At 60.2% G+C, this 22,400-nt stretch carries 20 protein-coding genes and 1 other RNA gene; 18 read left to right on the forward strand and 3 right to left on the reverse strand.

Annotated features, from left to right (window positions below):
• Window positions 1-7: 7 nt before the first annotated feature.
• The 6 genes from AW06_RS02360 to AW06_RS02385 all read left to right on the forward strand — a co-directional run bounded on the left by AW06_RS02360 (window position 8) and on the right by AW06_RS02385 (window position 6,832).
• The gene (locus AW06_RS02360; RefSeq protein WP_034944997.1) at window positions 8-691 is read left to right on the forward strand and encodes a flagellar basal body L-ring protein FlgH; all 684 of its coding nucleotides are present in this window, start codon (window positions 8-10) and stop codon (window positions 689-691) included.
• Window positions 692-775: 84 nt separating this feature from the next.
• Window positions 776-1,837 (forward strand): flagellar basal body P-ring protein FlgI, encoded by a 1,062-nt coding sequence (locus AW06_RS02365; RefSeq protein ID WP_273704320.1) that lies wholly within the window; start codon window positions 776-778, stop codon window positions 1,835-1,837.
• Window positions 1,838-1,876: 39 nt separating this feature from the next.
• On the forward strand, window positions 1,877-2,824 hold the full coding sequence (flgJ, locus tag AW06_RS02370) for a flagellar assembly peptidoglycan hydrolase FlgJ (protein WP_034945000.1): 948 nt from the start codon (window positions 1,877-1,879) through the stop codon (window positions 2,822-2,824).
• Window positions 2,825-2,905: 81 nt separating this feature from the next.
• The gene (gene flgK / locus AW06_RS02375) at window positions 2,906-4,942 is read left to right on the forward strand and encodes a flagellar hook-associated protein FlgK (RefSeq protein ID WP_034945001.1); all 2,037 of its coding nucleotides are present in this window, start codon (window positions 2,906-2,908) and stop codon (window positions 4,940-4,942) included.
• A gap of 10 nt (window positions 4,943-4,952) precedes the next feature.
• Complete coding sequence (gene flgL, locus AW06_RS02380) at window positions 4,953-6,269, forward strand: flagellar hook-associated protein FlgL (protein ID WP_034945003.1); 1,317 nt, start codon at window positions 4,953-4,955, stop codon at window positions 6,267-6,269.
• Between the two features lie 26 nt (window positions 6,270-6,295).
• Window positions 6,296-6,832, forward strand: coding sequence for a hypothetical protein (locus tag AW06_RS02385; protein ID WP_138677407.1), 537 nt, complete (start codon window positions 6,296-6,298; stop codon window positions 6,830-6,832).
• A gap of 59 nt (window positions 6,833-6,891) precedes the next feature.
• Here AW06_RS02385 and AW06_RS02390 read toward each other — a convergent pair whose 3' ends face one another.
• From AW06_RS02390 to AW06_RS02395, 3 genes are read right to left on the reverse strand one after another with little or no spacing between them, the layout of a single operon-like run.
• Entirely contained in the window at window positions 6,892-7,443 is a 552-nt protein-coding gene (locus AW06_RS02390; RefSeq protein ID WP_034945005.1) for a YcbK family protein, read from the reverse strand.
• An 18-nt stretch (window positions 7,444-7,461) separates the two neighbouring features.
• Window positions 7,462-7,671 carry a hypothetical protein gene (locus tag AW06_RS21430; RefSeq protein WP_337958725.1) on the reverse strand — a complete coding sequence of 70 codons (210 nt, stop codon included), beginning with the start codon at window positions 7,669-7,671 and terminating at the stop codon, window positions 7,462-7,464.
• 3 nt (window positions 7,672-7,674) lie between these two features.
• Window positions 7,675-9,099 (reverse strand): L,D-transpeptidase family protein, encoded by a 1,425-nt coding sequence (locus tag AW06_RS02395; RefSeq protein WP_337958726.1) that lies wholly within the window; start codon window positions 9,097-9,099, stop codon window positions 7,675-7,677.
• A gap of 165 nt (window positions 9,100-9,264) precedes the next feature.
• On the opposite strand from AW06_RS02395, the gene rnpB reads away from it, so the two are divergent.
• The 12 genes from rnpB (at window position 9,265) to murC (ending at window position 22,396) form a co-directional block, all read left to right on the forward strand.
• An RNA gene (gene rnpB / locus AW06_RS02635) (RNase P RNA component class A) lies at window positions 9,265-9,628 on the forward strand.
• Window positions 9,629-9,968: 340 nt separating this feature from the next.
• A complete protein-coding gene (gene mraZ, locus AW06_RS02400) occupies window positions 9,969-10,415 on the forward strand; it encodes a division/cell wall cluster transcriptional repressor MraZ (RefSeq protein WP_034945007.1) in 447 nt (148 codons plus the stop codon).
• The gene (gene rsmH, locus AW06_RS02405; protein ID WP_034945010.1) at window positions 10,412-11,368 is read left to right on the forward strand and encodes a 16S rRNA (cytosine(1402)-N(4))-methyltransferase RsmH; all 957 of its coding nucleotides are present in this window, start codon (window positions 10,412-10,414) and stop codon (window positions 11,366-11,368) included. The genes mraZ and rsmH overlap by 4 nt, the downstream gene beginning before the upstream one ends.
• 1 nt (window position 11,369) lies before the next feature.
• Window positions 11,370-11,648 carry a cell division protein FtsL gene (ftsL, locus tag AW06_RS02410; RefSeq protein ID WP_034920298.1) on the forward strand — a complete coding sequence of 93 codons (279 nt, stop codon included), beginning with the start codon at window positions 11,370-11,372 and terminating at the stop codon, window positions 11,646-11,648.
• Window positions 11,645-13,396, forward strand: coding sequence for a penicillin-binding protein 2 (locus AW06_RS02415; RefSeq protein ID WP_046535132.1), 1,752 nt, complete (start codon window positions 11,645-11,647; stop codon window positions 13,394-13,396). The genes ftsL and AW06_RS02415 overlap by 4 nt, the downstream gene beginning before the upstream one ends.
• Complete coding sequence (locus tag AW06_RS02420; RefSeq protein ID WP_034945013.1) at window positions 13,393-14,901, forward strand: UDP-N-acetylmuramoyl-L-alanyl-D-glutamate--2,6-diaminopimelate ligase; 1,509 nt, start codon at window positions 13,393-13,395, stop codon at window positions 14,899-14,901. Before AW06_RS02415 ends, AW06_RS02420 begins: the two co-directional genes overlap by 4 nt.
• Window positions 14,898-16,271 carry a UDP-N-acetylmuramoyl-tripeptide--D-alanyl-D-alanine ligase gene (gene murF, locus AW06_RS02425; RefSeq protein WP_034945016.1) on the forward strand — a complete coding sequence of 458 codons (1,374 nt, stop codon included), beginning with the start codon at window positions 14,898-14,900 and terminating at the stop codon, window positions 16,269-16,271. Before AW06_RS02420 ends, murF begins: the two co-directional genes overlap by 4 nt.
• The gene (mraY, locus tag AW06_RS02430) at window positions 16,271-17,359 is read left to right on the forward strand and encodes a phospho-N-acetylmuramoyl-pentapeptide-transferase (RefSeq protein WP_034945019.1); all 1,089 of its coding nucleotides are present in this window, start codon (window positions 16,271-16,273) and stop codon (window positions 17,357-17,359) included. Before murF ends, mraY begins: the two co-directional genes overlap by 1 nt.
• 1 nt (window position 17,360) lies before the next feature.
• Window positions 17,361-18,728 (forward strand): UDP-N-acetylmuramoyl-L-alanine--D-glutamate ligase, encoded by a 1,368-nt coding sequence (gene murD / locus AW06_RS02435; protein WP_034945023.1) that lies wholly within the window; start codon window positions 17,361-17,363, stop codon window positions 18,726-18,728.
• Window positions 18,728-19,888, forward strand: coding sequence for a putative lipid II flippase FtsW (gene ftsW / locus AW06_RS02440; protein ID WP_034945026.1), 1,161 nt, complete (start codon window positions 18,728-18,730; stop codon window positions 19,886-19,888). Before murD ends, ftsW begins: the two co-directional genes overlap by 1 nt.
• 58 nt (window positions 19,889-19,946) lie before the next feature.
• Window positions 19,947-21,005 (forward strand): undecaprenyldiphospho-muramoylpentapeptide beta-N-acetylglucosaminyltransferase, encoded by a 1,059-nt coding sequence (murG, locus tag AW06_RS02445; RefSeq protein WP_034945029.1) that lies wholly within the window; start codon window positions 19,947-19,949, stop codon window positions 21,003-21,005.
• Window positions 21,002-22,396, forward strand: coding sequence for a UDP-N-acetylmuramate--L-alanine ligase (gene murC / locus AW06_RS02450; RefSeq protein WP_034945032.1), 1,395 nt, complete (start codon window positions 21,002-21,004; stop codon window positions 22,394-22,396). The genes murG and murC overlap by 4 nt, the downstream gene beginning before the upstream one ends.
• Window positions 22,397-22,400 lie beyond the last annotated feature (4 nt).

A 22,400-nucleotide genomic window follows, 5' to 3' on the forward strand; every position in this document is an offset into this window, starting at 1 on the left:
GCACATGATGGGTAAGGCATGGCTCGTGGTGAGGTCTCTGCTGACGCTAACCGGACTGCTGCTGGGAGCATGTACGACGGTGCCGCCAACCAATGTCCATCAACCCATGAGCGCACGCCCCGCGCAGCGGCCCGACGCACTCGCCGCCAGCCTCGTCGCGACTGGCAGCATTTACCAGGCCGGAACATCGCGAACCCTGTTCGAAGACCGGCGCGCTCGTTATGTCGGCGATACGATCACGGTGACGATTACCGAGAACACTTCGGCGGCCACCAAGTCGAACAGCAGTCTTTCCAAGACTGGCAGCATCAGCGCCTCGTCCGGACCAAACGTCAATCTGCCCGGCAAGTCGCTGATTGAACTCAAAGGCAGTAGCAGCAACACGGCTGCCGGCAAGGGTGAGGCCGCCGCCAACAATGTGTTTACCGGTACCATCACGGTGACGGTCATCGAAGTGCTGGCAAACGGCAACCTGCTTGTCTCCGGCGAAAAGCAGGTGGCGATTGGGCATGGGCAAGAGTACATCCGCCTGTCAGGGATCATCAACCCTTATTTCGTGAATGCCGCCAACACCATTGCATCGTCGCAAATTGCGGATGCACGCATCGAATACAAGGAAAGCGGCGGGATCAGTGAAGCTCAGGTCATGGGCTGGCTGGCGCGCTTCTTCCTGACCTTCATGCCTTTCTGAGGAACACCGCTGATGGCACGGATCATGGACAGGCAAGTCGGCAGGGGTCTGTGGCGCACTCTCATTCTGGCCGCCCTGGCGGGCATGTTGAGCGCCCCGGTCACCGCCGAGCGGATCAAGGATCTGGCTTCCGTACAGGGAGTGCGCAACAATCAGTTGATTGGCTATGGCCTGGTTGTGGGACTGGACGGGAGTGGTGACCAGACGACACAGACCCCCTTTACCACGCAAAGCATCATCAACATGCTGGCGCAACTCGGGACGACCTTGCCGACGACACAATCGCTGCAGCTCAAGAACGTCGCAGCAGTGATGGTGACCGCCAATCTGCCTCCCTTTGCAAGGGTCGGGCAGCAGATCGACATCACCGTGTCGTCGATGGGCAATGCCAAGAGTCTTCGCGGCGGAACGTTGCTGATGACGCCGCTGAAAGGCGCAGACGGTCAGATCTACGCACAGGCACAAGGCAATTTGCTGGTGGCCGGTGCGGGAGCCGCAGCAGCCGGCAGTAAGGTGGTGGTCAATCATCTGCTTGCCGGGCGAGTGGTAGGTGGCGCCACCGTCGAACGTGAGGTGCCGACGGCACTCGGTCAGGGTCCATTCGTTCATTACGAAATGGCAACGACCGACTTCGGCACCACCCAGCGAGTGGTCGAAGTCATCAACCGCGAGATTGGCCCAGGTACGGCGCAGGCGGTGGACGGCCGCCTGATTCGCGTGCTTGCACCCGAGGAAGCGAATAGCCGGGTGGCTTTTCTGGGGCGAGTCGAGGCCCTTGAAGTACGGCCGACCCAAACCGTTGCCAAGGTGATCATCAATCCCCGGACCGGTTCGGTGGTCATGAACCAGAAGGTAACCATCGATTCCTGCGCGGTGGCACATGGTAATCTGTCGGTGGTCGTCAACAGCGAACAGAAGGTCAGCCAGCCCAACGCGCTAGCCGGCGGGCAGACAGTGACCACGACGCAGAGTGAGATCGAGATCAAACAGGGAGGCGGTTCGTTGATCCAGTTGAAAGCCGGCGTCAGTCTTGCCGAGGTGGTCAAGGCAATCAATGCGCTGGGCGCCGGTCCGCAGGATCTGTTGTCCATTCTGCAGTCGATGAAAGCCGCGGGCGCGCTGCGCGCCGACCTCGAAATCATCTGAACCCATGTCGAGCAGACCACCAAGAGGAGCCCTTCACGGATGAATACCGCCAATCTCGGGGTCAATCGTCTGGCAATCGATCCAGCTCTGGGCGGCGATCTGCGCGCCAGACTCAAGGCGGACCCGCAAGCCGGCGTGCGGCAGGCCGCGCGACAGTTTGAAGGCATGCTGCTGCACCTGATGTTGAAAAGCATGCGCGATGCCAATGCCGCTGGCGGTTTGCTGGACAGCGATCAGAGCCGTTTTTTCACGGCCATGGGCGACCAGCAAATGGCGCAGGATCTCGCCTCGCAAGCGCCGCTCGGTTTCGCCGCAATGATCGAAAAGCAATTGGCGCGGCAGATGACTCCCAGCGCTGTGGCTGCGGCAACCTCGCCCCTCGACCTGTTGCCGCAGTCGCTACCTGCGCAGATCACCGCGAGTACGGCGACCATCCGGACCGTGACCGGTGCCCAGCGCAGCACTGCCGCGTCCCCCGCGGCGAAGAGCGGCGCGGTGAGCACGGCCGGCACGTCACCCGATGCGCGAGCCTTTGTCGATCGCGTTTGGCCGCAGGCTGTCGAGGCGGCCGCAATGACCGGGGTGCCCGCGCACTTTCTGGTGGCCCAGTCAGCACTGGAAAGCGGCTGGGGGAAACGTGAGATCAAGGCCGCCGATGGTTCGCCAAGCTTCAATCTGTTCGGGATCAAGGCCGGGCGGAGCTGGTCGGGACCAACCGTCGAAGTGCAGACCACCGAGTTCGTCAACGGGGAAGCCCAATCGGTACGCGCCAGGTTCCGCGTCTATGGTTCGTATGCCGAGGCCTTTCGCGACTACGCAAAAGTCCTGAGCAGTAACCCTCGTTTTGCAAAGGTCATTGGGCAGCAGGATGGCGCGCAGTTTGCGCGTTCCTTGCAGCAGGCGGGCTATGCCACTGACCCGATGTACGCCGACAAGCTGGCTCGCATCATCAATGGGGCAACGCTCCGACAGGCGCTAAGCGCTTAATGGCCTGAGCAATTTCGCGTCGGGACTAAATTTATCGCAGCAGGTGCCGTCTACAGATTGTAGTCATAGAGGACTCATGCCATGGGCTCAGGAATCATCGGTACCGCTCTCAGCGGTCTGCAGGCCGCTCAATTCGGACTGCAGACTACCGAACACAATATCGCCAATGCCAACACCCCGGGCTTTTCGCGGCAGCGGACGATCCAGGCTAGCAATTTTGCGCAGCAGACGGGTAGCGGCTTTTTCGGGCATGGTACGCATGTGGTGACCGTCGAACGCATGTACAGCCACTTCCTGACCGACCAGGTCAATCGTTCGCAGAGCAGCATGAGTCAACTCGACAGCTATGCCGCTCAAATCAGCCAGATCAACAATCTGTTCGCCGATCCGAGCACCGGCTTGTCGCCAGCGTTGCAGGGATTCTTTTCGAGTGTTCAGGAGGTTGCGGCCAATCCTTCTCAATTGGCGAGCCGCCAAATCATGGTCTCTGCGGCACAGACGTTGAGTACTCGATATCAGTCGATGGGTGACCAACTCGCACAGATGTACGACGGAGTCAATGGCCAAATCGAGGCAACCGTCACCAGCATCAATGCCAACATCAAACAGATCGCACTGCTCAACCAGCAAATCTCGGTTGCCCAAGCCGCTACCGGCCAACCCGCCAACGATCTGCTGGATACCCGCGACCAGCTGGTTCTCGATCTGAACAAGATGGTCAAGGCAAAGATCACGACCAATAGCGACGGCAGTTACAATGTGTTCATCGGTAGTGGCCAGCAACTGGTCGCTGGCTCGATTACGATGGAGCTCGCGACATTGCGATCACCGAGCGATTCTTCCCGGCGAGTGGTTGGCCAGGAAAGCGTGACGGGTGTCCACGAGATTCCGGAGTCGCTGCTCAATGGCGGCTCGCTCGGCGGATTGCTGGCTTTCCGGAGCGAATCTCTCGATCAGGCGAGTAATGAACTGGGCCGCACCGCAATCTCGTTAGCACTGACCTTCAACGCGCAGAGTGCCCTTGGGCAGGACCTGCTCGGTCAGTCGCAGCTCTCTCCTGCGCCCAACAGTTTTACGCCGGATCTGTTTTTGGTGATGCCGCCGGAGGTCATTGCCAACACCAACAATCCGCCTGGCAGCCCGACTGTTAGCGCTTCTTTTGTCAGCCCGCCCCCGTTCAACGAAAACTTCTATACCGATCTGGGAAGCAGTGATTACCGCCTGAGCGCAGACGCGAGTGGTGTGACGCTGACGCGTCTTTCCGACAACAAACAATGGATCGGGGCTGATCTTGGAGAACTCAACACGAATCTGGCAAGTGATCCGCAGGGGTTTACACTGGATCCTTCTCCGACCCTGTTGGAAGGTTCAAGCTATCTGATTCAGCCAACCCGCGACGCTGCCCGTAAACTCTCGGTCAATCCGGCGGTTGTGGCGGACGCCAGCCTGATTACGGCTGCAGGGCCAATCCGCACTTCGACGGGTGCAACCAATACCGGATTGGCCAAGGTGTCGGCAGGCAGTGTCGGAACAGGCTATGTGGCGGCTTTGGCAGGGATGCCGATGTCGCTGGAGTACCAGGGCGGCAATCTGCAAAACTTTCCGGTGGGTGCGCAAGTGTCGATCAATGGCGCCGCTCCGGTGGTGATTGCTGCAACTACGGATGTCGTTCCTTACACGAGCGGGGCAACGATTGCTCTTCTCGACCCGCTGACGAGTACACCCGGCTTCAGTTTTACCATCACTGGCATACCCAACAATGGCGACACCTTTACAATTGCCAGGAATTCCGGTGCTATCACCGATGGGCGTAACGCGCTGGCTTTGGCGCAGCTCCAGACGCAGCATACGATGGCCGGGAAATCCTCCTCCTTCCAGGAAGCCTATGCGCAATTGGTCAGCCAGACTGGTAGCAAGACAAATCAGATACAGGTCAGTAGTGCGGCGCAGCAGGCCCTGCTGATCCAGGCCCAAGACAACCGCGAATCGCTCTCGGGGGTCAACCTCGACGAGGAAGCGGCCAATCTCATTCTTTATCAACAGGCCTATCAGGCCGCGGCCAAGGCTTTGCAAGTCAGTTCCAGTCTGTTCGACTTGATTCTGCAAATGTCGGCCTAAGGAGCGTTACATGCGTATCAGTACCAGTCAAGCCTACGGTTCTGGTTTGCGCGGCATCGAGCGTAGCCAGAATCAGCTCCTCAGGCTGCAGAATCAAATGTCCAGCGGGCGCCGCATGTTGACTTCGGCGGATGATCCCGTCGCCGCTGCCAGAGTGCTCACTGTTTCGCAGTCCAAGGACATCGACGTCCAATACGCAAAAAATCAGGGGGACGCGACCGCGCGACTTGGCCTGGTCGATAGCCAACTGGCCGCCTTGACAAATCTGCTGCAGAGCGTTCGTGAGCGGGTCATTCAGGCGGGCAATACGGTCCTGTCCGACAGCGATCGCCAGGCCATCGCCATTGATCTGGAGGCGAGCTTTGACGGCATGCTCGGGCTTGCCAATAGTCGCAGTGCCGACGGTGATTACCTGTTTTCAGGGTACCAGGGGGCAACGATCCCGTTTGCCGGCAGCGCAACCTCATCGGTTACTTACGCAGGTGATGATGGCCAGCGTCTGCTGCAGGTGACCTCAACTCAACAGATGCCAAGCAATGTGGCCGGCAGCGATTTGTTCATGAATATCCGGGAAGGCAATGGCACCTTTTCGACGGCAGCCACGGGCAATGGCGCTTTTCCCAACCAGGGTTCAGGGATTATTGAGCCGGGTTCGGTGCTCGATCTCCAGAAATGGCAAAGCGCCTTGAATTCCGGTTTTCCCTGGCAAGGAACGGAAAATTTCTCGCTACAGCTGCAGTTTTCCTCGGTGGCAGGCGTCAGTAGTTACCAGTTGTTCGATGCTTCGACACCAGACACGTCAGGTACGCCCCTACCTGCCAAGGCGGTCGGCCCGGTGCTGCCCTTTGTTTCAGGGCAAGCCATTCCGCTGGTCACCACCATTCCTGACGTTGACTTCGGCGCACAAGTGGTGATCAATGGGTTGCCTGCTGCCGGTGACACTTTCACGATCAAGCCGAGCGCCAACAAGAGCGTTTTTCAGACCATGCAGGAGATGATTGACCTGTTGCGCTCGCCGCTGCTGGCCTCGGCGACGACAAGAACGGACTTCTCCGGCCAATTGCAGGGGCACCTGACCAATCTTGATCAGGTGCTGGTCAATGTCAGCCGCGTGCACACCACCGTGGGTGGCTACCTGCAGGAACTGGACGGCCTGAGCAGCAACTCCGAAGCGCTGGATATTCAGTATGCGCAGACCCTGTCGGACCTTCAGGATCTGGATTATGCGAAGGCGATCACCGACTTCACGATGCAGCAGGTCAACCTGGAAGCTGCACAGAAGTCTTTTGTACAGATCAGCGGTCTGAACCTTTTCAAATATCTTTGATATCTCTGATCCACAAGGACATGGCCATGCGTTCGCCTGCAGGTTTCTTGCTGGTCATTCTGCTGAGTGGCTGTGGAAACGTCGATTGGTACTTGCGACCACGTCCAGACAGCAGCCATGTTTCTGACTATTCCTTCAAAGAGGCGCAGAATCCGATGCCGAGTGTGGCGCCACTCCGGGCCGCCGTCATTGCCGGAGCGGGGGCTTATTCGGTCAAAGAATATGCGGGCAATGCCGCTTATTTTGGACTGGCCGTTGCTGCTGCGGTTGCTGCCTATGCCATCTACGATCCTTTGGCACCCAACTGGACGATTGAGGAAAGGATTCTTGACGCCGATACCTACCGCCTTTCGATGCGCGCCAAGAGCTTTCGCACCGGTGGCGACGGAGAATCCGGATTGATTTTCAAGCGGCGGGCACTGCAGCTACAGCGCGAACGAGGCGTTCCCGCGTATCGTATCCTCGACTACTCGGAAGGGATCGATTCGAGTACGCCTTTCACGCACCGTTATGCAGAGGGCGTGATTCAGCTGGTTCGTGCCGATCCGCCTAAAACGCCTTAACGGTCATCACTATCCCCGTCGCAAGCAAGTATCGAGCCCGCGCTCGACTCGCCGCCCGACTACCAGGAACGTACCCTGCCGGTATCGAGGTGCACAAACTCATCATACGGATAGAAGCCGACTCCGCCGGCACCCTGGGATATTGCGGCGTCGCGCAGATCGACCAGGGGCACACCGGCAATGCGCAGATCGATGGCCTTGCCCTGCATGTGCAGGCTCTGCTTCGCCACGCCACCGCCACCGGTGCGGCGTAACCTGGCGTTGGTCTGGGCGCAACGGTAGCCGGAAATGATCTGGAAGGGCTGCTCGCAGCCCAGTTCCTGGCGAAGCTGGAAAAGCAGGTCAAACAATTGCGGGTCGATACTGCCGACTTCCCCCGAGTAATGGTCACGCAGAAACCAGTCGAGACGCTGCAGCCCCTCGGGAAGATAGCGGTCGCCGAGGGCGAATACGACCGAGAGGCGTTCGCCGGTATGGGTGTGATCGAATTCGAGGCTGCGCGCAGTCGGCAGGGCCGCCAGTACAGGCTTTGCCAGTGGCAGGACGGCGCCGGCGACAACCAGTCGGGCGGCGTCAGCGAGAAACAGGCGGCGTGAACAGGGCTTTAACATGACTGCTCCATGAAACGGCTAATAAGTTGATTCTGCTGGAATGTTGGCGGGGTAGGAAACCCGTACGGCGAGCGATCGCTGACGCAGGGCAGCATCGAGAAGCGGGTCCTGCCGGTAGATGTCGGGAAAAAAATACACGCGCCCGTCCCGGACGGCTGCCGTGTGATAAGCGATGACCACCGGCAGGGCCTCCTGCAAGCGAATGGTCGTGGATTTGCCTTTGCGCATTGCTTACACGATGCGCGCTTCACTCCATTCGGGCGCATCGGCGAGAACGAATTTCGCCAGTTCCACCGGCGCCTCGACGCGAATGCAGCCGTGACTGAAGTCGCGCCGGTTGCGTTTGAAAAGTTGTGCTGTCGGGGTGTGGTGAAGATAAATGTTGTCCTTGTTGGGAAATACGAACTTGATGTTGCCAAGAGCGTTACCTGCCCCAGGCTTCTGGCGGATGCGCATCTGGCCACGCTGCACTGCATCGAGACTGGCGCTGTCCAGACCGACGATGACGCGACCGTCGCTACCGACGAATTCGAAGCCCTGTCGATCGAAATAACCGGGGTCGCGGCGCAGCCTGGGCAAGGTTTCGCTCCTGGCGATCGATGGCGGAACATTCCAGTAGGGGCTGAACTCGACGAAGCGCATGTCGGCATCAAAAAGCGGTGTCGGGGTTTTGCCTGTCGTGCCTACAATGACTTTCATCGTCGTCTTGATCTCGATTCTGCCGTCTCTGACCTGGTAGGCACGCAGCATGAATTCCGGAACGTTGACCACGACTACACGCGGTGCTGGCAGGAACGGGGTCCAGCGCAGCCGTTCGAGCGCCAGTTCGAGCTGCCGGGCGCGGCTTGCGGGTGGCACATTGAGTAATGCAAAGGTATCTTTTCCGAGCACACCGTTGGGCACCATGCCATGCCGCTCCTGAAATATCTGGATACCTTCGACAATGGTGCCCTCGTAACGTCCTGGCGGTGCAGCATCGGTGCGCAGGTCGCCGAGTAATTCGAGTCGCTGCCACAGTGCTGCAATACCCGCATATTTTTCACCTGGTTTCAGGTGGCCGTTGGGTAGCGGCGGTAGGTCCTGTTGCCAGGCGGGGTGACCCGCCAGTTCGCGGTAATGGGCAAGCGCCTCCTGCAAACTGCCGTACTGTGGCAGGGCGGGAGCCACGCGGCGGACGGTTTGGGCAAGGCGGTCATCGGTGATCGCCGAGGTCAGCAACAAATCGGCGTCGAATGCACCGGCGGCCTGACGGTAGTTTGCACCAAGCTGATGCGGATCGACTCGCCCGAAGTGCAGGTCGTTGAGATAGCGCCGCATCGCCGAAGTCAAGGCAAGATCGATCCTGGTGACCTGGTCTTCCGCAAGTGCCATGACGTTGACGGCATTTTCAATGGCCTTTTGCAGCCCCTCGGCGTTGTAGTCCTGTGCCTCCAGTCCGTCTGCAGCAGCCTGAGCAAGGAGGTCAACGGCCTGTCGGGCGGCAAGTGTTGGGCGTTCCGTAGCAAACCATAACAGTGCTTCAGTCGCGGAAGAGTAGTAGCTGGCGATCGTCAGACCGAGGGCCAGGCAGATTGCCGGAAAATACCGGCCTCGGCAGCGCCAGGCAGGTGTTGCGGGGAGCAGCAGCGAGCAGGAAGACATGAGCAAGCGGAGCATGTTGCGGACTGCGCATTATCCACCATCAACGAAACATTCAGGAGATCGCACGCATATTCGCCTCCCCCGTCGTCAGTCTGGCAGCACTCAGACGGCTGTACTCCCTGGCTTGAGCACCTGCAATTTCACTCGGGCCGTGATTGCTGAGGCGTATAATCAAATCGGGAAGCTGGTCAGGCAGCCGCTGGGCAAGAGGTGCAAACCTGGCGCCGAGAGGAAAGTCCGGGCTCCGTAGAGCAGGATGCCGGTTAACGACCGGGCACCGTGAGGTGACGGAAAGTGCCACAGAAATCAAACCGCCGATGTTCCCGAGTATGGGGGCAGGCAAGGGTGAAACGGCGAGGTAAGAGCTCACCGCGGCCGTGGTAACACGGACGGCACGGCAAACCCCATCTGGAGCAAGGCCAAATAGGGAAGCATGGGCGTGGCTCGCGCTGCTTCCGGGTAGGCTGCTTGAGCGTGCTGGTAACAGTACGCCTAGAGGAATGGCTGCCCACGACAGAACCCGGCTTATCGACTGGCTTCCCACCCCCTTCATTCCTGCATGGCGGACAGCGATTGCTGCACGTAACTCCAGCGCTCCCTCTAATGACGCATCACTGCCGGATGTTCGCATTCAACTCGCCATTTGTGCGAACACTTAGGAGGCAATCTTAATAATTTACTTTAAGTGTGATGATTGCCCCTTTGTTTTATCGCGAGTAATCTCCTTTCTAACTACCTCAAAAGTCGCTCATAAGTCATTGTAGCCATTGAGAAAAGCGAAGCAGTACCTCTTGCTTTAGGCGAGCCCTTAACTTAAAGTGGGAGTAAGTGGCGAAAAGTGGGAAAATGTTGGTTTTAACGGGCGGACAGCAAGGGCTGGTTGGATGTTCCAGGGTGCGGCAGCATTGAGTCTTGATGCCAAGAGCAGGCTCGCCATTCCGGCGCGTCACCGGGAAGCGCTTGCGTCTGCTGCCAATGGCAGACTGATCCTGACCGCCCACCCGCATCGCTGCCTGCTGCTCTATCCCGAACCGGCCTGGGAACCGATTCGCGACAAGGTGCTTGAAGCTTCGAGTTTCAATCGACAGGCCGCAGCCATCAAGCGTCTGTTGGTTGGTAATGCCCGTGAAGAATGTATGGATGCTGCTGGTCGTTTATTGATCGCGCCTGAACTGCGCCAGTTTGCTCAACTCGAGAAACAGGTCTGGCTCGTTGGCCAGGGGAGCCATTTCGAAATCTGGTCGGACGTGGGCTGGCAGCAGCAACAGGAGGCCGTCTTCGCTCTTGGCGAACAGTTCCTGCCTCCCGGTCTCGAAGATCTGGCGCTGTGAGCACGTCGCTTCGGCATCAAACCGTTTTGCTGCGGGAAGCGGTTGAAGCACTGGAGATCAAGCCTGCAGGCACCTACGTCGACGGCACCTTCGGTGGTGGTGGCCATACGCGGGCGATTCTCGAACAGCTGGGTCCACATGGACGACTGCTTGCACTCGACCGTGATCCGCAGGCGGTGGCGCTGGCCCACGCTATCCAGGACCGGCGTTTGCTCGTCATGCATCACTGTTTCGCCGATCTGGTCAGTGCCACGCGGAAGGCAGGGGTTGCAGCAGAAGAGGGCATCGATGGTGTGCTTCTCGATATTGGAGTCTCATCGCCGCAACTCGATGAGGGTGCTCGCGGTTTCAGTTTTCGCTATGACGCGCCGCTCGATATGCGGATGGATACGACACAAGGCGAGACCGCCGCACAGTGGCTACTGCGGGCCGGGGTGCAGGAGATCACGGAGGTCATAAGGAATTATGGTGAAGAACGGTTTGCTTTCCAGATTGCAAAGAAGATTGTGGCTGCTCGGGGAGAGCGGCCGCTTACAACCACGGGGGAGCTTGCCGCCCTTGTACGCGCGACCGTGTGGCCCCGCGAGCCCGGGCAGGACGCGGCGACGCGTACCTTTCAAGCTCTACGGATTCATATCAATCAAGAGCTCCAACAGCTCGCGCTAGTGCTGCCTGAGGCCATGACCGTCTTGAAACAAGGAGGCCGCCTGGTAGTGATCAGTTTTCACTCACTCGAAGACCGGATCGTCAAGCACTTCATGCGTGACCAAGCGGCACCCGACCGCTTGCCCAGGAAATTGCCCTTGCGTGCCGCTGAACTGCCGCAGCCGGAACTGCGCCTGGTTGGCAAACCGCGGAGGGCGAGTGCGGCGGAAGTTGCTGCGAATCCACGGGCGCGTAGCGCGGTGATGCGCGTCGCCGAGAAACTGGCCAGGGCCAGAGAGGCTGCCTGAAATGGTCCGCCTGAATATTTTCCTGTTGCTGGCAGTGGTGATCTGCAGCCTAGCCGTGGTGACTTCACAGCACAAGGCCCGCAAGATTTTTCAGGCGCTGGAGGCCGAGCAGGAGCACGCCCGGCAACTCGAGGTCGAGTTCGGGCAGTTGCAACTGGAACTCTCGACTTGGGGAACGGCGCCACGGATCGAAAAAATTGCTCGCGAAAAGCTGAAGATGCGTGCGCCGGAAACGGGCCACGTGATTACCGCGACCCCCACCGGAGGCTTACCGCAATGATGCGTTTCAAAGGTCAAGTGGCGCACAAGTTCGCCGAATGCCCATTGTTGCAGATGCGCCTGCCACCTTGGCGCTCGCGCCTGATGGCCCTGCTGATCCTGGGTTCGTTTGGTGTGCTGATCGGGCGAGCGTTCTATCTGCAGACCCTGAACACCGATTTTCTGCAGGAAAAGGGAGAATCTCGCTACCGGCGCGATATCGAAATCAGTGCTTCTCGCGGGCGGATTGCCGATCGGCACGGGGACGTCCTGGCCATTTCGACGCCGATGAAGTCGATCTGGGCGATCCCTCCAGCAACGACGCTGACACCTGTGCAGGCGAGGCAATTGGCGGCTCTGCTGGAGACCGATGTCAAGCAACTGACCCAAAAACTGAACACCGACAAGACCTTCGTTTTTCTTCGCCGTCAGATCCCACCGGCCGTGGCCGACCAGGTGGCAGCGCTCAAGTTGCCTGGCATCGGCCAGGACAAAGAGTACCGCCGTTTCTATCCGACTGGTGAAATGACCGCCCACATGGTCGGCTTCACCGGCGTTGACGACAAGGGGCTCGAAGGCGTTGAACTGGCGTTTCATCGGCAATTGCTGGGACAGCCCGGTAGCCGTAGCGTCATCAAGGATCGCCGCGGCCAGATCGTCGAGGACGTCGGCTCGATCAAACCGCCACAGGATGGCAAGGAAATTCGTCTAGCACTCGATTCGAAGATTCAGTATCTGGCCTACAGCCATCTGAAGCAGGCGATTGCCGACAATAACGCCAAGGCCGGCGGCGTCGTCGTGCTCGATGTCAGGACAGGTGAGATCCTCGCTTTGGCCAACTGGCCTACCTATAACCCGAACAATCGAGAAGGTCTGTCCGGTAGCCAGTTGCGCAATCGTGCGGTGACCGATACCTTCGAGCCTGGTTCGACACTCAAGCCTTTCACTATCGCCTTGGGAATTGAGGCGGGCAAGGTCCGTTCCGATACGATCATCAACTGTGCACCAGGACGCCTGACCATTGGCAATGCAACGATTTCCGATGCGCATCCCCACGGTGCGCTGAGTGTCGCCGAAGTCATACAGAAATCCTCCAACGTCGGTGCTGCCAAGATTGCGGCCATGCTGCCGCCGCAGAAAATGTGGCAGATGTTCGATGATGTCGGTTTTGGTCAGGTGCCACGCCTGGGCTTTCCTGGCGAAGTGAGTGGCCGGGTGCGTCCATGGAAGAACTGGCGGCCAATCGAACAGGCAACGATGGCTTATGGGCATGGCATTTCGGTGTCCCTGATCCAGCTGGCACGCGCTTATACGGCTTTTGCGCGCGACGGTGATGTGCTGCCACTCTCGCTGACCCAGGTTGAGTCGTCTACGCCCAGCGGCGTGTCCGTATTCAGCCCCAAGACCGCCCGTGAAGTCCGCAGTATGCTCGAAATGGCCGTCCTGCCAGGCGGAACGGCGCCCAAGGCGCAGATTCCCGGCTATCGCGTGGCCGGCAAAACGGGCACTGCGCACAAGCTCGTAGGAGGGCGCTATGCGAACAAGTACGTCTCGTCTTTCGTCGGCCTTGCCCCGGCGTCTGATCCACGATTGATTGTCGCGGTGATGATCGATGAGCCTAGCGCCGGCAAACACTATGGCGGTGATGTCGCAGCACCGGTGTTTGCCACAGTAATGGGCAGTTCCTTGCGAACGCTCGGCATTACGCCGGACGTACCACTGGTCGTCGCGCAAAGCCCGAAAGCGCCGACACCCAAGGCCAGGCTGTGAGCACACAGGCGACTCTCACACACAGGGACGAGGCCAGCGCAAGCTTGGCGCGGCTGGCAACGCTCGGCGTCGTACCGGATCGTGTCACGGATAACAGCCGTCAGGTTCTTCCCGGCGACCTGTTTCTGGCCTATCCCGGCGATCTTGCCGACGGCCGCCGTTACATCGCCGAGGCCATCGCCAACGGCGCTGCTGCGGTCTTCTGGGAGGCGACGACCACCGGCACGGCTAATTTTGTCTGGAACAGCGCCTGGCGGATTGCCAATCTGCCGATCATCGGGCTGCGCGCGCTTTGCGGACCGCTGGCGCATGCCATCTACGGGCATCCGAGTGAGCGCCTGTCACTGCTTGCGGTCACCGGCACCAACGGCAAAACCAGCGTCACCCAGTGGATCGGCGCCAGCCACCCGCGCCGCTGCGCGATCATCGGCACGCTGGGTGCGGGTTTGCCCGGTGAACTGGTCGAGACCGGTTTCACGACACCCGAAGCGACCACGCTGATGCGCTGCCTGGCCGATTATGCCGATGCTGGAGCGCAAGCCTGCGCGCTCGAAGCGAGTTCGATCGGCATTGCCGAAGGACGTCTCGACGGTGCCCGTGTTGACGTCGCGGTGTTCACCAATCTGACGCGCGATCACCTCGACTACCATGGCACGATGGCGGACTACGCAGAGTCCAAGGCCAGATTGTTCACCTGGCCGCGCCTGCGTCTGGCGGTCAGCAATCTTGACGATCCCTACGGGCGTGAACTGGCCGCGCTGAGTACGGCGACCAAGGTGGTTGGCTACACCCAACAGGACCTGCCCTACGACCGGCAGGGAACGATCCGCGCCGAGAACGTCGAAGAAACCATCGACGGTCTTCGTTTCCGGCTTTGCACCCCAAGCGGTCGCGCCCTGGTCGAGACCGGCCTGCTCGGCCGTTATAACGTCTCCAACCTGCTCGCCGTGGCGGCGGTGTTGCTTGACGCTGGCCTGACTCCGCAAGCGGTCGCCGAGCGTCTTGCCTCCCTGAAATCGCCGGCTGGTCGTCTCGAGAAGATTGGCAGTGGCAACGAACCCTTGGTCATCGTCGATTACGCCCATACCCCGGATGCCCTGAAAAGCGCCTTGCTCGCGCTCCGTCCGATGGCCATTGCCCGAGGTGCTGGTCTGACCGTCATTTTCGGCTGTGGTGGTGATCGGGATCGCGGCAAGCGGTCGTTGATGGGAGAAGTTGCTGTCCGCCATGCCGACCGCGTGGTGCTGACCAGTGACAATCCGCGCGCTGAGGATCCACAGGCCATTCTTGACGATATCCGCGTCGCTGCCACCGGTGCTGAAATCATCGCCGATCGCGCCGAGTCGATTCGCCGCACCATTCTCCTGGCTCATCCGGCCGAGGTGGTGTTGATTGCCGGCAAGGGACACGAGTCCTATCAGGAGATCGCTGGTGTGCGCCGGCCGTTTTCGGATGCTGCAGAGGCGCATGCTGCCCTCGCTGCTCGCCGGGAGATGGCACGATGATGGATCTCCTCGCTGCGGCACGTGCCACGGCTGCCAGACTGATCGGCGACAACGTGACCTTCTGCGGTGTATCGACCGACAGCCGTAGCATTGCTGCCGGCGAGCTTTTCGTTGCGCTGCGCGGCGAGAACTTCGATGGTCACGAATACGTGGCGGCAGCCCAGATGCGTGGCGCGGTCGCCGCGGTCGTTGCTGCAGACGCGGGCGAGAACTTGCGTGCGCTGGGTTTGCCACTGTTGCAGGTGACCGAGACCCGGCTATCGCTAGGTGCCCTGGCGGCCGATTGGCGGAGTCGTTTCAAACTGCCGCTGCTCGCCGTAACCGGCAGCAATGGCAAGAGCACAACCAAGGAGATGATTGCCAGCATCCTCAAGGTGGCTTTTGCCGAGGCAGTATTGTCTACGCAGGGTAATTACAACAACGACATCGGCCTGCCCTTGACACTGCTCAGGCTAAACTCCACCCATCGCGCGGCGATCATCGAGATGGGCATGAATCATCCCGGTGAAATCGCTTATCTGGCGGGCATCGCCCGTCCCACGGTTGCCTTGGTGACCAATGCCCAGCGCGCCCATCTTGCCGGAATGGGCTCGCTGGAGGCGATAGCCAGCGAAAAGGGCAGTATCTACAGTGGTCTTGATGAAAATGGCATTGCCGTCTTCAATGCCGACGACCTTTGGGCCGATTTGTGGCGTGCCCAGAGTCGTGGGCTCGGAGTGATGACTTTCGGCTTTGAGCAGGCGGCTGATGTGACTGGCACATCCACCCTGCATGGTCTCGAAAATCGCCTCAACGTCTGCGCTCCGCAGGGTCGGTTCGAAGTCCTGCTAGCGCTGCCGGGCCAGCACAATGCGCGCAATGCCCTCGCTGCGGCCACGGCCTGTCTGGCGGCCGGCGTCTCGCTGGAAGCAGTACAGGCCGGACTGACCAACTTCCGCGGCCTCAAGGGACGGCTGCAGCGACGCCTTGCCCTGCATGACTCGGTGCTGCTCGACGATACCTATAACGCCAACCCCGACTCAGTGCGCGCGGGCATCGACGTACTTGCGACGACGATCGGCAAAAAGGTGCTGGTGCTCGGCGACATGGGCGAAATCGGCGAGATGAGCGCCCAGTTTCACGACGAAATCGGCGGTTACGCCAAGAGCCAGGGAATCGATCGCCTGCTCGCGTTGGGTGAAGCCAGCGCCCTTGCTGCCCATAACTTTGGCTCTGGTGGAGAGCACTACACGCATGTCGACCAACTGGTCGAAGCCTTGACTGCCGAACTCACCCCGGAGACCACCATCCTCGTCAAGGGATCGCGTTTCATGCGCATGGAACGGGTGGCCAATGCCATCAGCGTTCCGGCGCCCGAGGGGGGCGAGTAATGCTGTTGGTGTTGACGCAATGGTTGGCACAGGACGTGCGGGCCTTCAATGTGTTCGGGTATATCACCCTGCGCACGGTGCTGTCTGCAATGACCGCGCTGATCATTTCCTTCATTGCCGGACCACGCTTGATCCGCTGGCTGGCCGCCAAGAAGATCGGCCAGGCGGTGCGGCGCGATGGCCCGGAAACTCATCTGATCAAGTCCGGCACACCGACCATGGGCGGAGCTCTGATTTTGATTGCCATTGTCATCACCACGCTGCTGTGGGGCGACCTCAGTAATCGTTACGTGTGGGTGGTGCTGATCGTGACCGTTGGCTTCGGTGGCATCGGCTGGTACGACGACTGGCAAAAAGTAGTGCATCGCAATCCGCGAGGCCTGCCGGCACGCTGGAAGTATGTCTGGCAGTCGGCTATCGGTCTGGTAGTAGCGCTCTATCTCGGCCTGACGGCCAGCGGGCCGGCACAGCTCGAGCTGATCGTTCCCTTCTTCAAGACCGTTTCCTATCCACTCGGTATCTTCGGCTTCATTGTCCTCAGTTACCTGGTCGTCGTCGGCACCAGCAATGCCGTTAACCTGACCGATGGTCTCGATGGCCTGGCGATCATGCCGACTGTAATGATCGCCAACGCCCTGGCCATCTTCGCCTACGTTGCCGGTAACGCCGTCTATGCCAAGTACCTGTTCCTGCCGTACATCCCGGGCGCGGGTGAACTGGCGATCTTCCTTGGAGCGATGGCGGGTGCCGGACTTGGTTTCCTGTGGTTCAACGCTTACCCGGCGGAAGTGTTCATGGGAGATGTCGGCGCCCTGGCACTGGGTGCAGCGCTCGGTACTGTGGCCATCATCGTCCGCCAGGAGATCGTGCTGGCGATCATGGGGGGCATATTTGTGGCCGAAACGCTATCGGTGGCTGCCCAGGTTCTCTACTACAGATGGAGCGGAGGTCGGCGGATTTTCCGCATGGCGCCGCTGCACCACCATTTCGAACTCGGTGGCTGGAAAGAGACGCAGGTGGTCGTCCGCTTCTGGATCATCACCATCATGCTGGTGCTGGTCGGCTTGTCGACTCTGAAGCTGCGCTGACATGGACCTTCGGGGAAAGCGAACACTCGTCGTCGGCCTCGGCGAAAGCGGATTGGCCATGGCCAGGTGGCTGGCACGACAAGGGGCCGTGGTGCGCGTTGCCGATAGTCGCGAGACTTCACCGCGAACCGCTGCCCTGCGAACGGCCGTGCCCGAGGCAACCTTGTTTGCCGGCCAGTTTGCGCCGGCAGCCTTTGCCGGGGTTGAGCTGATCGCCATTTCTCCCGGTGTTTCGAGGCAGGAACCACTGGTTCAAAAAGCGGTGGCGCTTGGCGTTCCGGTGGTTTCCGAAATCGAACTGTTTGCCTGCGGCCTGCGCCAGTGGTCGCCACAGGCGCAGGTGATTGCGATTACCGGCAGCAATGGCAAGACCACCACCACCGCACTGACCGGTGCCTTGTGCCGTGCCGCTGGTCGCAGCACGGCGGTTGCCGGCAACATTGGCCCGGCGGCACTGGACGCTTTGATGCATGCGATTGACCATAACGAGCCGCCGGTCGTCTGGGTGCTCGAGCTATCGAGTTTTCAGCTTGAAGCGACACAGACGCTGGCGGCGGCGGCGGCAACCCTGCTCAACATCAGCGAGGATCATCTCGACCGCTACAACGGTCTCGACGATTACGCCAACAGCAAGATGCGCATCTTCCAGGGCGGCGGCGTCATGGTCCTGAATCGCGACGATGCGCGCAGCCTGGCGGCAGCCAGCGACGAGCGCGAGGTCGTGACCTTCGGTCTCAATCCGCCCACGCGCCGCTCCGACTATGGGCTTGTGGATGCCTGCATCGTGCGCGGCGGCGAGCAACTCGTCAAGCTTGCCGACCTAAAACTCGTTGGGCGCCATAATGCAGCCAATGCGATGGCCGCACTGGCCTTGTGCGCAGCGATCGGTATCGAGCCGCGCTCGGTGTTGCCGGCGCTGAAGGCTTTCGGTGGCCTTTCACATCGCGTTGAGTGGGTTGCCGAAATCAATGGGGTCAGCTATTTCGACGATTCGAAAGGAACCAATGTCGGTGCAACGCTGGCGGCAATTCAGGGCCTGGGTCGCTCGCTGGCGATTATCCTGGGCGGCGACGGCAAGGGCCAGGACTTTTCGCCCCTGAAGACCGCCATCGACCAGCATGCGCGCGCCGCGGCCCTGATCGGACGCGATGCGCCGGCCATCGCTGCCGCTCTGCAGGATTGCCGGGTCCCCTGGCAATATTGCACCGACATGGCAGCAGCAGTCCGCTGGTGCGCCACGCATACGCAAATTGGTGATGCCGTGCTGCTTTCTCCGGCTTGCGCCAGCATGGACATGTATCGTGATTACGCGCATCGCGCTGAAGCATTCATTGCCGCTGTGCGGGCCATCGAAAAGGAGGCTGCCTGATGTTGGGAACTCTGGGCTCGCCGCGCCGCCTGCCGTCAGAAATCGACCTGGCGCTGCTGTGGAGCACCTTGATGCTGTTGGTGATCGGCATGGTCATGGTCTATTCGGCATCGATGGCGACGGCCGAGGCCGGCCGCCAGACCGGCAATCAACCAGCCTATTTCCTGGTGCGACATGCTGCTTTTCTGATCATCGCGCTGGTCGCCGCCGCTATCACCTTCCAGATCCGGCTATCGACCTGGCAACGCTGGTCGCCGTGGCTCTTTGTGGCCGGCTTTGTGTTGCTGGCGCTGGTGCTGATTCCGGGGATTGGCCGTGAGGTCAATGGAGCACGCCGCTGGCTTCCGCTCGGGATCGTCAATCTGCAGCCGTCCGAATTGATGAAGCTGTTTGCGGTCCTTTACGCAGCTGACTACACCGCGCGTAAGATGCCGCACATGCATGACCTGAAGAGGGCCTTCCTGCCCTTGGCCTGTGCGATGGTCGCGGTAGGCATCCTGCTGCTCAAAGAACCTGACTTTGGGGCCTTTGTGGTGGTCATTTCGATTGCCATGGGGATTCTTTTCCTCGGGGGGATGCGGGCACGCCTGTTCGTGGTCCTGATCCTCGTGCTGGCCGCCGCTTTTGCCGCACTGATCATTTTTTCACCTTACCGACGTGATCGCATATTTGGTTTCATGGATCCATGGGCGGACGCCTTTGGGCGAGGCTACCAGCTATCGCATGCCCTGATCGCCTTCGGACGGGGCGAACTGTTCGGTGTCGGCCTCGGCGCGAGCGTCGAGAAGCTGTTCTATCTGCCCGAGGCACACACCGATTTTCTGCTCGCGGTGATTGCCGAAGAACTCGGCTTTGTTGGCGTGTTGGTAGTCATTCTCTTGTTCGGCCTGCTGATCCAGCGCGCTTTCGTGATCGGTCGTCAGGCTGTAGCCCTTGAGCGCCTGTATTCCGCCCTGGTGGCACAGGGAATTGGTGTCTGGCTGGGCGTGCAGAGTTTCATCAACATGGGGGTAAACATGGGCCTGCTGCCGACCAAGGGGCTGACACTGCCCTTGATGAGTTTCGGCGGCTCGGGCATTCTGGCCAACTGCGTGGCGCTGGCGGTCCTATTGCGAATCGATTGGGAAAATCGCCAGTTGATGCGCGGAGCGAAAGTATGAGTGCGCGTAGCCTGTTCGTCTCGACTTTGGCGGCTCCCCCTCCCAGCGGATTTCCGGCATGAACAGAACCTTGCTGGTCATGGCGGGAGGAACTGGCGGACACGTCTTTCCGGCGCTGGCCGTGGCCGATCTACTCAAGAGCCGGGACTGGCGCGTCGTCTGGATGGGAGCGCCGGATGGCATGGAAGCTCGACTCGTTCCCGGGCATGGCTACGAGATGGCCTGGGTGCGGTTTGCCGCGTTGCGCGGCAAGGGCTTGCTGCGGAAACTGCAGCTGCCATTCCATTTGTTGACCGCCTGCTGGCAGGCACGGCGCGAGATTCGCAGGGTCAGACCGGATGTGATTCTCGGGATGGGCGGTTACGTCAGCTTTCCCGGTGGCCTGATGGCAGCTTTGCTTGGTCACCCGCTGATCATTCATGAACAAAACTCGATCGCCGGCCTGGCCAACCGGGTGCTCGCCAGATTTGCCAGGCGGGTCGCCTGCGGTTTTCCAAATGCGTTGCCGCGTGGCGTCTGGGTCGGCAATCCGCTGCGTCCGGAGATGAATCGTCTGCCTGCGCCGGCACAGCGTCTTGCCGGTCGCGAATCACCGGTGCACTTACTGGTTCTCGGCGGCAGCCAGGGAGCCGTTGCGCTGAATGAAATCGTGCCCCAAGGCTTGGCCCTGATCGATGCCGACCAACGGCCCTTGGTGGTGCATCAGGCTGGAGAGAAGCATCTGGCACAATTACGGGAGAATTACGTCGCCGTTTCGGTCCAGGCACACTGTGTTGCCTTCATCGAAGACATGGCCGGAGCGTACGAGTGGGCTGACCTGGTGATCTGTCGCGCGGGTGCGCTGACCATTGCCGAACTGGCGGCTACCGGCGTGGCCAGTGTTCTGATCCCCTTTCCACACGCGGTGGACGATCATCAGACATGCAACGCGAACTTCCTGTCGCTGGCTGGTGCCGCCATCCTGCTGCCACAGGAGCAGATGACTCCGGAAGCGATCAGCGAGCTTTGCAAATATCCGCGCAGTCACCTCCAGGAAATGTCGGAAAGAGCACGTGAACTGGCTAAACCCGAGGCGACGGCGGAGCTTGCCCGGATGTGCGAGGAACTTGTCACATGAAACACAAGGTCAAGAATATCCACTTCATTGGGATCGGCGGCGCCGGTATGAGTGGTATTGCCGAAGTACTGGCAAACCTCGGGTTTTCGGTCAGCGGTTCGGACCTGACCGACAGTTCCACGACCAGACACCTGGCTGCCCTCGGTGTGCGCACAGTGGTCGGGCATTCGGCCGCGAATGTTGCCGCCGCTGATGCGGTGGTGATCTCTTCCGCAGTCAAGTCCGATAATCCCGAGGTGATCGCAGCACGCAGCCGTAAGGTACCCGTAGTACCGCGCGCGCAGATGCTGGCCGAACTGATGCGACTCAAGCAGGGAATTGCCGTCGCCGGTACGCACGGCAAGACAACGACGACCAGCCTGGTGGCGTCGATCCTTGCCGAAGGCGGCATGGACCCGACTTTCGTCATCGGAGGCCGTCTCAACGCCGCCGGCGCCAATGCCCGTTTGGGTTCAGGCGACTTTCTGGTGGCTGAGGCCGATGAGTCTGACGCGTCGTTTCTGCTGCTCTCGCCAGTGATCTCGATCGTCACCAACATCGACGCCGACCATATGGAAACCTATGGCCATGATTTCAGCCGGCTCAAACAATCCTTCGTCGATTTCCTACAACGCCTGCCTTTCTACGGCGTCGCAGTGCTCTGTGCCGATGACGCCAACGTCCGTGAAATCATGCCGCTGGTCAGCAAGCAGATCGTCACCTACGGTCTTGATTCTTCGGCAAATTGCTATGCCGAAAACGTTACGGCAGTCGATGGTCAGATGTGTTTCGATTGCGTGCGCGTCAACGGCAGCATCAACCGCCTGCCGGTTACACTCAATCTGCCAGGAAGACATAACGTCCTGAATGCCCTAGCAGCGATTGCGGTTGCTGGTGAACTGGGCGTTGCCGATGTCGCCATCACCAAGGCATTGACTGAATTCAGAGGAGTGGGCAGACGTTTTCAGCGCTATGGCGAGATTGCCCTGCCGAGCGGCGGACAATTCACGCTGGTCGACGACTACGGTCATCACCCGGTCGAGATGCGAGCAACGCTCGCGGCCGCGCGCGGCGCTTTCCCCGGTCGTCGCCTGTTATTGGCTTTCCAGCCGCATCGCTATACCCGGACACGCGACTGCTTCGACGATTTCGTCAAGGTACTGGGGGGGGCCGACGCGCTGGTGCTGAGCGAAGTGTATGCCGCCGGTGAACAGCCGATCGTTGCCGCCGATGGTCGAGCCCTGGCACGTGCCTTGCGTGTCGCCGGCAAGGTCGAACCGCTGTTTGTCGAAGCCATTGGCGATCTCCCACAAGCGATTCTCGATGCCGCCCGCGATGGCGATGTGGTGATGACGATGGGTGCCGGCTCAATCGGTGCGGTTCCCGGCAAACTGGCTGGGGCAGCCGCTTAAGGTG

The sequence above is a fragment of the Candidatus Accumulibacter cognatus genome (assembly GCF_000584975.1).
Taxonomy (GTDB): Bacteria; Pseudomonadota; Gammaproteobacteria; order Burkholderiales; family Rhodocyclaceae; genus Accumulibacter; species Accumulibacter cognatus.

Coding starts and splice junctions, on each gene's coding strand:
- murD (WP_034945023.1), top strand. CDS start 17,361: ATGGACCTTCGGGGAAAGCGAACACTCGTCGTCGGCCTCGGCGAAAGC.
- murF (WP_034945016.1), top strand. CDS start 14,898: ATGATGGATCTCCTCGCTGCGGCACGTGCCACGGCTGCCAGACTGATC.
- ftsL (WP_034920298.1), top strand. CDS start 11,370: ATGGTCCGCCTGAATATTTTCCTGTTGCTGGCAGTGGTGATCTGCAGC.
- ftsW (WP_034945026.1), top strand. CDS start 18,728: ATGTTGGGAACTCTGGGCTCGCCGCGCCGCCTGCCGTCAGAAATCGAC.
- AW06_RS21430 (WP_337958725.1), bottom strand. CDS start 7,671: ATGCGCAAAGGCAAATCCACGACCATTCGCTTGCAGGAGGCCCTGCCG.
- mraZ (WP_034945007.1), top strand. CDS start 9,969: ATGTTCCAGGGTGCGGCAGCATTGAGTCTTGATGCCAAGAGCAGGCTC.
- murC (WP_034945032.1), top strand. CDS start 21,002: ATGAAACACAAGGTCAAGAATATCCACTTCATTGGGATCGGCGGCGCC.
- AW06_RS02365 (WP_273704320.1), top strand. CDS start 776: ATGTTGAGCGCCCCGGTCACCGCCGAGCGGATCAAGGATCTGGCTTCC.
- mraY (WP_034945019.1), top strand. CDS start 16,271: ATGCTGTTGGTGTTGACGCAATGGTTGGCACAGGACGTGCGGGCCTTC.
- AW06_RS02360 (WP_034944997.1), top strand. CDS start 8: ATGGGTAAGGCATGGCTCGTGGTGAGGTCTCTGCTGACGCTAACCGGA.
- AW06_RS02385 (WP_138677407.1), top strand. CDS start 6,296: ATGCGTTCGCCTGCAGGTTTCTTGCTGGTCATTCTGCTGAGTGGCTGT.
- flgL (WP_034945003.1), top strand. CDS start 4,953: ATGCGTATCAGTACCAGTCAAGCCTACGGTTCTGGTTTGCGCGGCATC.
- flgK (WP_034945001.1), top strand. CDS start 2,906: ATGGGCTCAGGAATCATCGGTACCGCTCTCAGCGGTCTGCAGGCCGCT.
- AW06_RS02390 (WP_034945005.1), bottom strand. CDS start 7,443: ATGTTAAAGCCCTGTTCACGCCGCCTGTTTCTCGCTGACGCCGCCCGA.
- murG (WP_034945029.1), top strand. CDS start 19,947: ATGAACAGAACCTTGCTGGTCATGGCGGGAGGAACTGGCGGACACGTC.
- AW06_RS02395 (WP_337958726.1), bottom strand. CDS start 9,099: ATGCTCCGCTTGCTCATGTCTTCCTGCTCGCTGCTGCTCCCCGCAACA.
- AW06_RS02415 (WP_046535132.1), top strand. CDS start 11,645: ATGATGCGTTTCAAAGGTCAAGTGGCGCACAAGTTCGCCGAATGCCCA.
- flgJ (WP_034945000.1), top strand. CDS start 1,877: ATGAATACCGCCAATCTCGGGGTCAATCGTCTGGCAATCGATCCAGCT.